Here is a 13053-nt window from a genome sequence, read left to right on the forward strand (position 1 = left end):
CCCTATTTGGCTGCTTCGAGGGTGTCGCGCATCGTGCGCGCGGCGCTCTTCGCGGCCTCGGCGAAATCATCGCCCGACGAGGCGTAGATGATCGCGCGTGACGAGTTCACGATGATCGGCGCATCGGCGCGCCAGCCGGCTCGCACCGTGGCGACGGCATCGCCGCCCTGGGCGCCGACACCGGGAATCAGCAGCGGCACGGTCGGCGCGAGTTCGCGCACGCGCTCGATCTCGGCGGGGTAGGTCGCGCCCACCACCAGGCCGAGCTGGCCGTTCAGGTTCCACGGCCCCTGCGCCAGCTTGGCGACGTGTTCGTACAGGAAGGGCTGCCCTTCGACGTCCGCCAGACGCTGGCCCTGCAGGTCGGAGCCGCCGGGGTTGCTGGTGCGGCACAGCAGGAAGGCGCCCTTGCCCTCGTGCTTGAGGTACGGCGCCACCGAGTCGAAGCCCATGAAGGGCGACAGCGTCACCGCGTCGGCGCCGTAGCGCTCGAAGGCTTCGAGGGCGTACTGCTCGGCGGTCGAGCCGATGTCGCCGCGCTTGGCGTCGAGGATCACGGGCACGTGGGGCGCGTTGCGGCGCATGTGCTCCATGAGCTTTTCGAGCTGGGCTTCGGCGCGGTGGGCGGCGAAGTAGGCGATCTGCGGCTTGAAGGAAATGACCAGGTCGGCCGTGGCGTCGACGATGCGAGCACAGAAATCGTAGATGCGGGTGGCGTCGCCCTTGAGCTGACCCGGGAACCTGGCTGGCTCCGGATCGAGCCCCACGCAAAGCAAGGAACCGTTTTTTTGCTGTGCGGCGGCCAGCTTGTCGAGAAAAGTCATGAGGCCCGATTTTAGGCGGGCCGCCCCGGAACCACTCCAGGCGGTCAGTTCGATGCCGGCGTGTGCTGCTCTGCGGCCAGGCAGAGGTCGGCCCAGGCACGGGCCTTGTCTGCCGGATTGCGCAGCAGGTAGGCCGGGTGATAGGTGGCGATCACCGAGGCGCCCTCGACGCCCTCCAGCGGCACCGCGCGTCCGCGCAGCTTGCCCAGCGGGTCGCCGCTGCGCATCAGGCTCTGCGCGGCCAGCGGGCCCATGGCCAGCACGACGCGCGGGGCGATCGCCGCCGCGTGCTCGCCGAAGGCTTCGTCCATGGCGCGGGGGCTGCCGGGCTGGCCGATGGCCACGCCGCGGTGGGTGCGCATGAGGTGCACGGGCGTGCTGCCGTCGTGCAGCTTCAGGGCGCGCAGCATGTTGTCGAGCAGGCGGCCGGCATCGCCCGCGAAGGGATCGCCGTGTCGGCCGTCGGCCTCGGGCGGCATGTCGGCGACGACCAGCCAGCCGCCCTGCACGGAATCGGCGACGCCGGCATCGGCATAGAGGCGGCAGGGCGCTTCGACCAGCACGGCCGCGCCCTGGGTGACCGGCGCGGCTGCACGGGGAGCCGGCGCGGGAGCCTGCACCGGCGCGGCGACGGGCCTCGCGGCGGGCGGCGGGGGTGCGGCCACGGGCATATCGGCTTCGGGGCGTTCGTCGACGACGGGCAAATCCTGCTCGACCGGCGCGGGAGCCTCGGGCGCGGCAGCCACTTCGACCGCCTCGGGCACGGGCCACCAGACCTTCACGCCCATTTCGTCGAGCATGGCGCGCTGGCGGGCGTCCAGCCTCAGCGTCTGCACGGCGGCGCTCATCGCAGGCCTCCCCAGGCGGTGGAGCTTTCGTTCAGGCGCAGGCTCATGACGACAGCGTCCTCGCGCTTGCCGTCGTGCGCCGGGTAGTAGCCCTTGCGCACGCCGACGCTGCGAAAGCCCTGGCGCAGGTAGATGTCGAGCGCGCGCTGGTTGCTCTGGCGCACTTCGAGCCACAGCCACTGCGCACCCTCGGCGCGCGACCAGCCGCCCAGCGCCTCGAGCATGAGCGGCGCCCAGCCCTGTCGCTGGAAGGCCGGCGCCACGGTGATGTTCAGCAGGTGCACCTCGTCGACGCCCTTCATGGCGACGAAGTAGCCGATCAGCGTCTCGCCCAGCTGCGTGACCGGGGAAGTCACGCCCGGCGCCACGCCGGGGGCCAGCAGGCACTGGCAGTGGTAGCCCACGGCCATGGAATCGGTGAAGTTGGCGCGCGTCCAGGGGTGGCTGTAGGCCGTCTGCTCGACCGCGCAGACGGCATCGATCCGCTCGACGGTGAGCGGTTCGAGGCGGGCTTCGACGGGCTGGAGGACGGTGCTCATGCGTGGGTGACTAGCGTGCTGCGGCGGCAGCCTTGATGGCGGCGCGCTCTTCGGTGGTTTGCGCCACTTTATCGCGAACGTACAGCGGCCAGGCCTGCGCGGCCGGCACGGTGCGACCGGCGGCGAGCAGCGCGGGCGCCAGCCGCAGCATGGCGGCGGCCATCGGCAGCGCCTCGTGGCGGGCCGCGGCAGGGGCCAGGCGCTCGCCGTAGGCGGCGAAGGCATTGCCGGCGAGCGCCCAGCCGGCGGGCACTTCGAGTTCCTCGGGCGCCAGCAGCAGCGGCTCCTCGCCGCCTTCGGGCTGGCCGAGCGGGCCGTGCGCCACGAAGTCGTAGCGCGCGGCGTAGACCTGCTCCATGCGCGCGTCCAGCGCCGCCACCACCTGCTGCGCGCCGAACGCGTGGCGCGCTTCCTCGGCCACCGCGAGCAGGGTGTCGACCGGCAGCAGCGGCACCTTGGCGCCGTAGGCCAGGCCCTGCGCCACCGAGCAGGCGGTGCGCAGCCCCGTGAAGGAGCCCGGGCCGCGGCCGAAGGCGATGGCGTCGAGCTCGGCCAGCGCAAGGCCGGCTTCGCCCAGCAGTTGCCGGATCACGGGAAGAAGGGTGCTGGAGGCCTGCGCGCCGCCGGCGCCGTCGTGCGACAGGAGCCTGTCGCCGTGCAGCACGGCCACGGACAGGTGTTCGGTGCTGGTGTCGAAGGCGAGCAGCTTGGGCGGGACGGGAGACATCCCTGCGATTATCGAGCGCCGGGCAATTCCGAAGCCCCGCCTGCGGTATCGGCAGGTTTGCCGCCATCGGCATCGTCGCTGCGCAGGATCGCCAGCCCCGCCCGGCGCAACGGCACCAGCGCCGCTGCCGGCGCCTGCGGCGAGACCAGCAGCGTGCCGGCCGATGCCACCGGGTTGACCACCCAGGCCGACGCCGCGCCGATCTTCTCCGACGAGGCCATCACCACCGTCTCGGCCGCCGAGGCCATCAGCGCGCGCTTGATCTCGGCCTCTTCCAGGTCGCCGGTGGTCAGCCCGGCCTCGGCGTGCACGCCGGTGACGCCCATGAAGTAGGTGTCGGCGTGGATGCGCGAGATGGCCGCCATCGCCGCCGAGCCCACCGCCACTATCGAATGCCGGAAGAGCCGCCCGCCGATCAGCACCACCTCGATGCCCGCGTGCGAGGCCAGCTCCACCGCCACCGACGGGCTGTGCGTGACCACCGTGGCCTGCAGCTTCGCCGGCAGGTGGCGCGCGAGCTGCACGGCGGTGGTGCCGCCGTCGACGAAAACCACCTGCCCCGGCTTCACCAGGCGCGCGGCGGCGCGGCCGATGTCGATTTTTTCGTCGGGCGCGAGCTGCTGTCGGCCGGCGAAGTCGGCCTCGGCCGCCGCCAGCGGCAGCGCACCGCCGTGCACGCGCTGCAGCAGACCCTCGGCCGCCAGCTCGCGCAGGTCGCGGCGGATGGTGTCTTCCGACAGGCCGAGTTCCTCGCTGAGCGACTTGGCGACGACATTGCCGTTGCGCCGCAGGACCGAAAGGATGTGGTGCTTGCGCTGGCTGGTGAGCATCCGGCGATGGTATCGGCTGGCGCCGCTTTTTGCACGATTTTTCTTGTTATTGCACGAACATGCACATATGCTCGGCGCCATGACCATCCACGACCGCGTCCGGGTGCACGAAGTCACCCTGCTTTCCGACAACTGGTACACGCTGCGCACCACCGCCTTCGACTGGCGCCGCAACGACGGCCAGTGGCAGCGCATGCACCGCGAGACCTACGACCGCGGCAACGGAGCCACGCTGCTGCCCTACAACCTGCAGCGGCGCACGGTGCTGCTCACGCGCCAGTTCCGCTACCCGGCCTTCGTCAACGGCCACGACGACCTGCTGATCGAGGCCGCCGCCGGCCTGCTGGACGACGCGGCGCCCGAGGAGCGAATCCGCGCCGAGGTCGAGGAAGAGCTCGGCTACCGGCTCGGCGATGTGCGCAAGGTCTTCGAGTGCTTCATGAGCCCGGGCTCGGTCACCGAGAAGCTGCATTTCTTCGTCGCGCCCTACGAGTCGTCGATGCGCGTCGGCGAAGGCGGCGGGCTGGCCGAGGAAGGCGAGGACATCGAGGTGCTCGAAACCGGCATCGACGAGGCGCTGGCCATGGTGGCCGACGGCCGCATCGCGGACGCCAAGACGGTGATGCTGCTGTATCACGCGAAGCTGCACGTTTTCCCGCCGGGATAATCGGCGGATGCCCTTCGACTTCCGCCGCGCCGCCTGCGCCCTGATCTTCACGACGCTGGCCCCGGCCGGCGCATTCGCCCAACAACAGGCTCCGCAAGCCCTCCCCACCCAGATCGAAGCCGCCCTCGCCCGCGCCAAGGTGCCGCGCGAGTCGGTGACCATGCTGGTCGCCGAGGCCGACGGCACGCGCCAGCCGCGCCTGGCCTGGCGCACGCAGGCGCAGGTGAACCCGGCGTCGATCATGAAGCTGGTGACGACCTACGCCGCGCTCGACCTGCTCGGCGCCGCCTACAGCTGGACCACGCCGGTCTACGTCGACGGCACGGTGAACAACGGCGTGCTCAACGGCAACCTCTACATCAAGGGCCAGGGCGACCCCAAGCTGGTGCTGGAGCGCGTGTGGCTGCTGCTGCGCCACGTGCAGGGGCTGGGCATCACCACGGTGAGCGGCGACATCGTCCTCGACCGCAGCGCCTTCGAGACCACGGTGGAGGGCGACCCGTCGGCCTTCGACGGCGAGCCGCTGCGCCCCTACAACGCCTCGCCCGACGCGCTGCTGGTGAACTTCAAGTCGGTCAACATGACTTTCGCGCCCGACCGCGCCGGCCAGATCGCGCGCGTGAGCTACGAGCCCCCGCTGGCCAGCGTGGCGATGCCGCAGACCGTGGCGATCGTGCCCGGCGAATGCGGCGACTGGCGCGGCACGCTGCGCGCCGACTTCTCCGACGTGAACCGCATCCGCTTCAACGGCGGTTTCCCCAGCGGCTGCGGCGAGAAGAGCTGGGCCGTGGCCTATGGCGACCCACGCACCTACGCCATGCGCGCCATCGGCGGCATGTGGGCCGAGATGGGCGGGCGCGTGGGCGGGCAGATGCGCGAGGGCCGCGTGCCGGCGGGGCTGAAGCCGGCCTTCGAGTTCGAGTCCCCGCCGCTGGCGGAGGTGATCCGCGACGTCAACAAGTACAGCAACAACGTGATGGCGCAGCAGCTGTTCCTCACCATCGGGCTGGCGCAGAAGAACCGCGGCACCTTCGAAGCCTCGCGCGCGGCCATGGGCCAGTGGTGGCGCGACCGCATCGGCACGGGCGAGGCCCAGCCGGTGTTCGAGAACGGCTCGGGCCTGTCGCGCGACGAGCGCATCAGCGCGGCCGCACTCGGAAAGATGCTGCAGGTGGCATGGCGCTCGCCGGTGATGCCGGAGCTGATGTCCTCGCTGCCGGCCATGGGCGTGGACGGCACGCTGAAGAAGCGCTCGCTGCGCTCCGGCGGCTCGGCGCACCTGAAGACCGGCACGCTGCGCGACGCCTCGGGCGTGGCCGGCTACGTGGACGGCGCCAGCGGACGCCGCTACGTGCTCGTGGCCATCGCCAACGGCGAGAACGCCGGGGCCGCGCGCGCGGCCTTCGACGCGCTGGTCGACTGGGCCTCGCAGGACAACTGAAGGCCGGCCGCCGGCCTGCTGCCGGCTCCCGGTGCTGTGTACTGAAGTCTTCTGAGGGCAAACGCCCGCTTGCGCGCGGACATGCCGCTGCCCAGAATCGGACGGTCGTTCGATTCCATACAAGCCAGACGCCTCGCCGGCGCAGGAGACATGCCTTGAACCAGCCGCACCGCCAGCCCTCCAGCCCCATGCGCAAGAAGACAGCCGCCTTCACGGCCGTCGCAAGCGCCGCGACCCTGCTGCTGCTCGCCGCCTGCGGCGGTGGTGGCGGGGGCGGAGGAGGCATCGGCGTCGGGGTGGGCGTTCCGCCGCCCGCGGCCGACAACGGCCGGGGCTCGGTGGTCACCGACCCGCCCGAAAAGACGGCCGCGCTGACGGCCGGCCAGTTCACCGCCAGCCTGCAGGCCAGCGACCAGGGCAAGGCCCTGCTGCAGGTGGCGGGCACGCCCAAGTGCGGCATGGACCTGCGCTACCTCGAATACCGCACCATCGGCGCGAAGAACGAAGCCACCAACGCCACCGCCGCCATCATGGTGCCCACCGGCTCCGACGTGGCCTGCAGCGGCCAGCGCCCGGTCGTGCTCTATGCCCACGGCACCACCGCCGCCAAGGCCTACAACCTGGCCAAGTGGACCGACAGCACCCAGGCCGCCGCCGGCGAGGGCCTGATGGTCGCCGCCATGTTCGCGGCGCAGGGCTACATCGTGGTGGCGCCCAACTACGCGGGCTACGACAAGTCGACGCTGCCCTACCACCCCTACCTCGACGGCGACCAGCAGGGCAAGGACATGGTCGATGCGCTCACCGCGGCGCGCAAGACCTTCTCGGGCATCGGCGCGAACGACGCCGGTTCGCTCTTCATCACCGGCTATTCGCAGGGCGGCTACGTGGCGATGGCGGCGCACCGCGAGATGCAGGCCAACGGCAAGCCGGTGACAGCCTCGGCGCCGCTGTCTGCGCCCTCGGCCATCAGCCTGCTGAGCGACTACACCTACCTGGGCTGGCCGGCGCTGGGCTCCACGCTGTTCGTGCCGCTGCTGTCGACCAGCTGGCAGCAGCAGTTCGGCAACGTCTACGGCTCGACCAGCGACGTGTACGAGGCGCAGTACGCCAGCGGCATCGACACGCTGCTGCCGAGCGCATCGCCCGGCACGCTGTTCTCCAGCGGCAAGCTGCCGCAGCTCGCGCTGTTCCCGGCGGACGCCAAGCCGGGGCCGGTGAGCCCGGAGCTTTCGATCTTCTACGGCCCCAACAACCTCATCAAGCAGAGCTTCCTCACGCAGGCAGCCGGCGACATCCAGGGCAACCCCTGCCCCGGCAACGCGCTGCCGGCCACGGCCGCTTCGCTGAGCACCACCTCGCCGCTGGACTGCAAGCCCTCCACGGGCTTCCGCAAGGCCGCCATCGCCAACGACCTGCGCAACTGGGTGCCGACTCGGCCGATGCTGATGTGCGGCGGCGCCAACGACCCGACGGTGAACTTCGCGAGCACCCGCGCCACCTCGGGCTACTTCCGCGCCAAGGGCATGCCGTCCAGCCTGCTGTCCGTGGTCGACCTGGAGGACTCGGCAGCCATCGACGCCTACGCCACCGCCCGCGCCGGCTTCGCGCAGGCCAAGGCCCTGCTGGCGCAGAACACCTCGGGCAGCGCATCGGACAAGGCGCAGGCCGTCACGCTCGCGTACCACGGCACGCTTGCGCCGCCGTTCTGCCTGGCCTCCGCGCGGGGCTTCTTCCAGGGAGTGCTCGCAGCCGGAGGCTGAACGAAGAGCCCATTCCAGGAACACCGCGGAACCGGCTTTGCCGGGCCGCTGGTGTTGCCCCCTGCAAGGGGGTGGGCGGCCACACGAAGTGGGCAAGCCTGGGGGTTAGCCAGGTTTAAGCGGCCGACGCGCGCTGCAAGCGGTCTTTCACGCCTTCCCACTCGTGCGTGTCGGGCGGCGTCTCCACCCAGATCAGCTTCACGCCCTGCGCGTCGAACTCGCGCAGCACCGCGAACAGCAACTGCGCGCTGGCCGCCGCGTCGTCTGGCATGCGCCGCAGCAGCACGCGCTGCGAGCGGCTGCGCACCGCAGTGCGGGACCACACGGCGATGTGGGCGGCGTTCGCGCCGAGCACGTCGAGGCCGGTCTGGATCGACTTGGCGTCCATCAGCCGCACCTTGGCGTTCGGGGCGTAGTGCGCTTCGAGCGTGCCCGAGGCGCGCGGGTCGGGCGTTTCGAGCACTTCGCGGTCGGCGAGCTTCTCGCCGCAGGCGGCCTCGATCTGCGCGCGCGTGATGAGGCCTGGGCGCAGCAGCACGGGCGCGCCGCGGCTGCAGTCGACGATGGTCGATTCGATGCCCACGTCGCAGGCTCCGCCGTCGATCACCAGCAGCTCGTCGCCGAACTCGTCGTGCACGTGCTGCGCGGTGGTGGGGCTGACGCGGCCGAAGCGGTTGGCGCTGGGCCCCGCGAGACCGGGCACGCCCTGCTCGGCGCAAGCCTCCAGCAGCGCCTGCGCCACCGGATGCGAGGGGCAGCGCAGGCCGATGGTGTCCTGCCCGCCGGCGGCAGCGGCGCCCACGCCGGGCTGGCGCGTGACGATCAGCGTGAGCGGCCCGGGCCAGAAAGCCTGCACCAGCTTCTGCGCGAAGTCCGGCAGCGGCTGGGCGAAGCGCGAGAGCGATTCGGTGCCCTTGATGCCGGCCGCCACGTGGACGATCAGCGGATGGTCCGACGGCCGCCCCTTGGCCTCGAAGATGCCGGCCACCGCGGTGTCGCTGCTCGCGTCGGCGCCCAGGCCGTACACCGTCTCGGTCGGGAAGGCCACCAGCCCGCCCGCGCGCAGCACGCGCGCCGCCTCGGCAATGGCTTCGGGGGTGCGGCCGTCGAGGATCATGCGAGGTCGGCGGTGCTCACCGCCGGCAGGCCCAGCAGCAGCGCGGCCTGCGAGGCCGTGGCGCGCACCGCCTCGAGCGTGGCGCCGGTCAGCGTGAGGTGGCCCATCTTGCGGCCGCGGCGCGGCTCGATCTTTCCGTAGAGGTGCAGGTGGGCGCCGGGCAGCGCGAGCACCTCGCTCCAGCGCGGCGACACCGGCTTGTCGGACTTGCCGTCGGCACCGGCCGGAAACCACAGGTCGCCCAGCAGGTTGAGCATGATCGCGGGGCTGTGCTGGCGCGGAGCGGCCAGCGGCAGGCCGGCGAGCGTGCGCACCTGCAGCTCGAACTGCGACACGTCGCAGGCTTCCATGGTGTAGTGGCCGCTGTTGTGCGGACGCGGCGCCATCTCGTTGACGACCAGCGAGCCGTCGGCCAGCGCGAAGAACTCGACGCACAGCACGCCGACGTAGCCCAGGCCGTTGGCGATGCTTTTCGCCGAATTGACGGCGCCCTGCGCCACCGTCTTGGGCATGTTCTGCGGGTGCACCTCGGTCACGGCGAGGATGCCGTCGCGGTGCAGGTTGCGCTGCGGCGGGAAGTGCACGATCTGGCCGTCGCGCCCGCGCGCGAGGATGACCGAGCACTCGAATTCGAGCGGCAGCATCTTCTCGAGCACGCAGGGCACGCAGCCCGTGGCCTGCCAGGCATCGACCAGCTCGGCGCGCGTCTTCACGCGCTGCTGGCCCTTGCCGTCGTAGCCCAGGCGCGCGGTCTTGAGGATGCCGGGCAGCAGGTTGTCGTCGATGGCTGCCAGCTGCGCAGCCGTTTCGATGACCGCGTAGGGCGCGCAAGGCACGCCGCAGCGGGTGAAGTGGGCCTTCTCGGCGATGCGGTCCTGCGCGATGGCGATGGCCGGCGCGGCGGGCGACACCGGGCGCGCCACCGCGAGATGCTCCAGCGAGGGCGCGGGCACGTTCTCGAACTCGGTGGTCACCGCGTCGGCCAGGCCGGCCAGGCGGGCCAAGCCGTCGATGTCGTCGTAGTCGGTGTGGATGTGGTGGTGGCTCACACGGCCGGCGGGGCTGTCGGTGTCGGGGTCGAGCACCGCGGTGAAGTAGCCCATGCGCTGGGCGGCGTGGACGAACATCCGCCCCAGCTGGCCGCCGCCGAGCACGCCGAGCGTGGCGCCCGGGAGGATGGGCAGGTCGCCGTTCTTGCTGCTCACAGGGCACCTCCGCCTTGCGGCGAGAAAGGAGACACGGGGGGAGCCCCGTCGCCATGGCCCGCAGGAGCCGGGGGCAGGGTCATGGCCTCGGCGGCCGCCGTCTGCGCGGCGCGGAAGGCGTCGAGCTTCGCGCGCAGCGCCGGGTCGTTCACCGCCAGCATCGACACCGCGAACAGCGCCGCGTTGGCCGCGCCGGCATTGCCGATGGCGAAGGTGGCGACTGGCACGCCCTTTGGCATCTGCACGATGCTGTAGAGCGAATCGACGCCCTGCAGGTGGCGGCTGGCCACCGGAACGCCGAGCACCGGCACCGTTGTCTTGGAGGCCAGCATGCCCGGCAAGTGGGCCGCGCCGCCCGCGCCGGCGATGATCGCGGCAAGGCCGCGCCCGGCGGCGCTTTCGGCATATTCGAAGAGCGTGTCGGGCATCCGGTGGGCCGAGACCACCCTGGCTTCGTGCCCGATTCCGAATTGCTGGAGAATCTCGACCGCGTTGCGCATCGTCTCCCAATCGGAGTTCGAGCCCATCACTACACCGACCTGAATGGTTTCGTTCATGGTTTCAATTTTACGTTTCACCCCCAGCTGGTTCCGATGATCGACATCACTCTCGAAAATTTCCAGGCCGAACTGATCGAAGCCTCGGTCGCCACACCGGTGCTGCTGGACATCTGGGCCGAATGGTGTGGCCCCTGCAAGCAGCTCGGCCCGGTGCTCGAAAAGCTCGAGGTCGAGTACGGCGGGCGCTTCACGCTGGCCAAGCTGGACGCCGACAAGGTGCCGCAGATCTCCTCGCAGCTGTCGGAGATGTTCGGCGTGCGCAGCATCCCGTTCTGCGTGATGTTCAAGGACGGCCAGCCGGTGGACGGCTTCGTCGGCGCCATCCCGGCCGACAAGGTCCGCGAATTCCTCGACAAGCACGTGCCCGGCGCCGACGAGGCCGAGGCCGCCTCCGAGGAAGCCGCCGCGCAGGAAGCGCTGGCTGGCGGCGACACCCAGGGCGCCCTCGAAAAGCTGCAGCACGCCGTGGCCACCGACCCGGCCAACGACGACGCCCGCTTCGACTACGTCAAGCTGCTGCTGCAGGAAGGCCGCGTCGACGACGCCAAGGTGGCCTTCGCCCCGGTGATCGCCAAGACCTCGCTGGTGCGCCGCTTCGACGCGCTGCAGCGCTGGATGGATGCTATCGATTTCGCAGCACCGCCGGCCGGTGCCGCGCCCTCGATCGCCGATTTCGACGCGAAGATCGCCGCCAACAAGCGCGACTTCGACGCCCGCTTCGGCCGCGCCCGCCTGCTGATGGTCGAGCAGCGCTGGACCGACGCCATGGACGAACTGCTCGACATCCTGATGCGCGACAAGACCTGGAGCGAGGACCTCGCCCGCAAGACCTACATCGCCATCCTCGACATCATCGAGCCGCCGAAGGTGAAGGTGGCCGACGGGCAGATCCCGCCGGACGATCCGGTGGTGGCGAGCTACCGCCGCCGGCTCAGCAGCATCGTGCTGAGCTGACTTCCCTGCAGACCTTCCACGAAAGCGGCCTACGGGCCGCTTTTTCCATGGCTTGGCGACCTGGGAGCGGCATTGGCGGGCCAGGCGCCGTCGCATACGATCACGCCCGATTCAACTTGTTGCAGATGCAAAAAGGAACACTGGCCATGCGCTCCTTCGCCCGCCGCACCCCGCTCTTCCCCGCCCTTGCCGCCACTGCCCTGCTGGCCACGCTGGCCGGTTGCGGCAGCGGCATCAGCCTCGACGAGCCGATCGAGGGTCCGGCCTGGCAACTGGCCCAGCTGGGCGATGAACCGGTGCAGCCGGGCAGTGGCGCCCAGGTGCAGTTCGACCGCAGCAGCGGGCGCGTGAGCGGCTCGGGCGGCTGCAACCGCATCTCCGGCACTTTCACGCGCACCGGGGTCGCGCTGAAGATCGGCCAGCTGGCCTCCACCCGCATGGCCTGCACCGACCCGACGCGCGGCGCCAACGAGGCGCAGTTCATTTCCGCGCTGCAGAGCGCCGCGAGCTACCGGCTGGCCGGGCCGACCCGGCTGGCGCTGCTGGATGCGAGCGGGCGGACGGTGGCGCTGTTGAACAGCGGCGGCAGCCGCTGACAAGCTTCAGCCCGTCAGCCGCTCCAGCGCCTCGCGGTACTTGGCGGCCGTCTTCTCGATGACCTCGGCCGGCAGGCGCGGCGCCGGGGGCGTCTTGTCCCAGGGCTTGCCGTTGATCTTGGTGGCCTCGAGCCAGTCGCGCACGAACTGCTTGTCGTAGCTCGGCGGATTGGCGCCGGACGCCAGCGCGGCCTGGTAGCCCTCGACGGGCCAGTAGCGCGAGCTGTCGGGAGTGAGCACTTCGTCCATCAGCACCAGCGTGCCGTTCTCGTCGAGGCCGAACTCGAACTTGGTGTCGGCAATGATCATTCCCTTGGCCAGGGCGATCTGCGCGGCGGTCTCGTAGATGGCGATGCTGGTTTCGCGGATCTGCTGCGCGAGCTTGGGGCCGACGATCTCGACCACGCGCTCATAGCTGATGTTCTCGTCGTGCTCCCCGGCGGCGGCCTTGGCGGCGGGGGTGAAGATGGGGCGCGGCAGCTTGCTCGCGTTGGTCAGGCCCTCGGGCAGCGGCACGCCGCAGACCGAGCGGCTTTCCTGGTATTCCTTCCAGCCGCTGCCGGCCAGGTAGCCGCGCACCACGGCCTCGACCGGGATCGGCTTCAGGCGCTTGACCAGCATCGAGCGGCCGGTGACCTGCGGCACCTCGGCGGCCGTGACCACGCTCTCGGGCGCGTCGCCGGTCAGGTGGTTAGGGCAGAGCTGGCCGAGGCGGTCGAACCACCACAGGGCCATCTTCGTGAGGATCTCGCCCTTGCCGGGAATGGGCTCGCCCATGATCACGTCGAAGGCGCTGAGCCGGTCGCTCGCGACCATCAGGATGCGGTCTTCGCCGACGGCGTAGTTGTCGCGCACCTTGCCGCGCGCAAGCAGGGGCAGGCTCTGGATGGAGGAGGTGTGGACGGTGGTCATGAGAGCAACGGCAAATGCAGTGAGAAACGTGGGGACGGTGAAAGCGGATTGTGCGCGCAGAAAAAAGCCA

14 protein-coding genes are annotated in these 13053 nt (G+C 70.7%); 5 read left to right on the top strand and 9 right to left on the bottom strand.

From position 1 onward, the window contains the following. Nucleotides 1-2 precede the first annotated feature (2 nt). The 5 genes from pyrF to FHT32_RS13800 are packed head-to-tail and all read right to left on the bottom strand — an operon-like array spanning nt 3 to nt 3768. Nucleotides 3-824 (bottom strand): orotidine-5'-phosphate decarboxylase, encoded by an 822-nt coding sequence (pyrF, locus tag FHT32_RS13780; protein ID WP_176665180.1) that lies wholly within the window; start codon nt 822-824, stop codon nt 3-5. A gap of 44 nt (nt 825-868) precedes the next feature. Next, complete coding sequence (locus FHT32_RS13785; RefSeq protein WP_176665181.1) at nt 869-1672, bottom strand: uracil-DNA glycosylase family protein; 804 nt, start codon at nt 1670-1672, stop codon at nt 869-871. Next, entirely contained in the window at nt 1669-2211 is a 543-nt protein-coding gene (gene rimI, locus FHT32_RS13790; protein WP_176665182.1) for a ribosomal protein S18-alanine N-acetyltransferase, read from the bottom strand. Before rimI ends, FHT32_RS13785 begins: the two co-directional genes overlap by 4 nt. Before the next feature lie 10 nt (nt 2212-2221). Next, nucleotides 2222-2938: a tRNA (adenosine(37)-N6)-threonylcarbamoyltransferase complex dimerization subunit type 1 TsaB gene (gene tsaB / locus FHT32_RS13795; RefSeq protein ID WP_176665183.1), complete on the bottom strand. Its 717-nt coding sequence runs from the start codon at nt 2936-2938 to the stop codon at nt 2222-2224. 8 nt (nt 2939-2946) lie between these two features. Beyond that, nucleotides 2947-3768 (bottom strand): DeoR/GlpR family DNA-binding transcription regulator, encoded by an 822-nt coding sequence (locus tag FHT32_RS13800; protein ID WP_176665184.1) that lies wholly within the window; start codon nt 3766-3768, stop codon nt 2947-2949. Between the two features lie 79 nt (nt 3769-3847). Between FHT32_RS13800 and FHT32_RS13805 the strand changes: the two genes are divergently transcribed. The 3 genes from FHT32_RS13805 (at nt 3848) to FHT32_RS13815 (ending at nt 7639) form a co-directional block, all read left to right on the top strand. Beyond that, nucleotides 3848-4435 carry a GDP-mannose pyrophosphatase gene (locus FHT32_RS13805; RefSeq protein ID WP_176665185.1) on the top strand — a complete coding sequence of 196 codons (588 nt, stop codon included), beginning with the start codon at nt 3848-3850 and terminating at the stop codon, nt 4433-4435. A gap of 7 nt (nt 4436-4442) precedes the next feature. Next, nucleotides 4443-5876 (top strand): D-alanyl-D-alanine carboxypeptidase/D-alanyl-D-alanine-endopeptidase, encoded by a 1434-nt coding sequence (gene dacB / locus FHT32_RS13810; protein ID WP_176665186.1) that lies wholly within the window; start codon nt 4443-4445, stop codon nt 5874-5876. A gap of 155 nt (nt 5877-6031) precedes the next feature. Next, on the top strand, nt 6032-7639 hold the full coding sequence (locus FHT32_RS13815; RefSeq protein WP_176665187.1) for a S9 family peptidase: 1608 nt from the start codon (nt 6032-6034) through the stop codon (nt 7637-7639). A gap of 115 nt (nt 7640-7754) precedes the next feature. On the opposite strand, the gene FHT32_RS13820 is transcribed toward FHT32_RS13815, so the two are convergent. The 3 genes from FHT32_RS13820 to purE are packed head-to-tail and all read right to left on the bottom strand — an operon-like array spanning nt 7755 to nt 10518. Continuing rightward, a complete protein-coding gene (locus FHT32_RS13820; protein WP_176665188.1) occupies nt 7755-8756 on the bottom strand; it encodes an L-threonylcarbamoyladenylate synthase in 1002 nt (333 codons plus the stop codon). Continuing rightward, nucleotides 8753-9961, bottom strand: coding sequence for a 5-(carboxyamino)imidazole ribonucleotide synthase (locus FHT32_RS13825; RefSeq protein ID WP_176665189.1), 1209 nt, complete (start codon nt 9959-9961; stop codon nt 8753-8755). The genes FHT32_RS13820 and FHT32_RS13825 overlap by 4 nt, the downstream gene beginning before the upstream one ends. Beyond that, a complete protein-coding gene (gene purE, locus FHT32_RS13830) occupies nt 9958-10518 on the bottom strand; it encodes a 5-(carboxyamino)imidazole ribonucleotide mutase (RefSeq protein WP_176665190.1) in 561 nt (186 codons plus the stop codon). Before purE ends, FHT32_RS13825 begins: the two co-directional genes overlap by 4 nt. Before the next feature lie 36 nt (nt 10519-10554). Here purE and FHT32_RS13835 point away from each other — a divergent pair, with 36 nt between their 5' ends. Together FHT32_RS13835 and FHT32_RS13840 are read left to right on the top strand one after the other, a co-directional pair. Beyond that, the gene (locus FHT32_RS13835; protein WP_176665191.1) at nt 10555-11475 is read left to right on the top strand and encodes a tetratricopeptide repeat protein; all 921 of its coding nucleotides are present in this window, start codon (nt 10555-10557) and stop codon (nt 11473-11475) included. Between the two features lie 146 nt (nt 11476-11621). After that, nucleotides 11622-12071: an META domain-containing protein gene (locus FHT32_RS13840; protein WP_176665192.1), complete on the top strand. Its 450-nt coding sequence runs from the start codon at nt 11622-11624 to the stop codon at nt 12069-12071. 6 nt (nt 12072-12077) lie between these two features. On the opposite strand, the gene FHT32_RS13845 is transcribed toward FHT32_RS13840, so the two are convergent. Beyond that, nucleotides 12078-12983, bottom strand: a complete 906-nt coding sequence (locus FHT32_RS13845; protein ID WP_176665193.1) for a phosphoribosylaminoimidazolesuccinocarboxamide synthase — start codon at nt 12981-12983, stop codon at nt 12078-12080. Nucleotides 12984-13053: the final 70 nt, after the last annotated feature.

The sequence above is a fragment of the Variovorax sp. SG517 genome (assembly GCF_013376045.1).
Classification (GTDB): Bacteria; Pseudomonadota; Gammaproteobacteria; order Burkholderiales; family Burkholderiaceae_C; genus Variovorax.

Coding starts and splice junctions, on each gene's coding strand:
- FHT32_RS13845 (WP_176665193.1), bottom strand. CDS start 12,983: ATGACCACCGTCCACACCTCCTCCATCCAGAGCCTGCCCCTGCTTGCG.
- FHT32_RS13820 (WP_176665188.1), bottom strand. CDS start 8,756: ATGATCCTCGACGGCCGCACCCCCGAAGCCATTGCCGAGGCGGCGCGC.
- FHT32_RS13835 (WP_176665191.1), top strand. CDS start 10,555: ATGATCGACATCACTCTCGAAAATTTCCAGGCCGAACTGATCGAAGCC.
- FHT32_RS13800 (WP_176665184.1), bottom strand. CDS start 3,768: ATGCTCACCAGCCAGCGCAAGCACCACATCCTTTCGGTCCTGCGGCGC.
- purE (WP_176665190.1), bottom strand. CDS start 10,518: ATGAACGAAACCATTCAGGTCGGTGTAGTGATGGGCTCGAACTCCGAT.
- pyrF (WP_176665180.1), bottom strand. CDS start 824: ATGACTTTTCTCGACAAGCTGGCCGCCGCACAGCAAAAAAACGGTTCC.
- rimI (WP_176665182.1), bottom strand. CDS start 2,211: ATGAGCACCGTCCTCCAGCCCGTCGAAGCCCGCCTCGAACCGCTCACC.
- tsaB (WP_176665183.1), bottom strand. CDS start 2,938: ATGTCTCCCGTCCCGCCCAAGCTGCTCGCCTTCGACACCAGCACCGAA.
- FHT32_RS13785 (WP_176665181.1), bottom strand. CDS start 1,672: ATGAGCGCCGCCGTGCAGACGCTGAGGCTGGACGCCCGCCAGCGCGCC.
- FHT32_RS13840 (WP_176665192.1), top strand. CDS start 11,622: ATGCGCTCCTTCGCCCGCCGCACCCCGCTCTTCCCCGCCCTTGCCGCC.
- dacB (WP_176665186.1), top strand. CDS start 4,443: ATGCCCTTCGACTTCCGCCGCGCCGCCTGCGCCCTGATCTTCACGACG.
- FHT32_RS13805 (WP_176665185.1), top strand. CDS start 3,848: ATGACCATCCACGACCGCGTCCGGGTGCACGAAGTCACCCTGCTTTCC.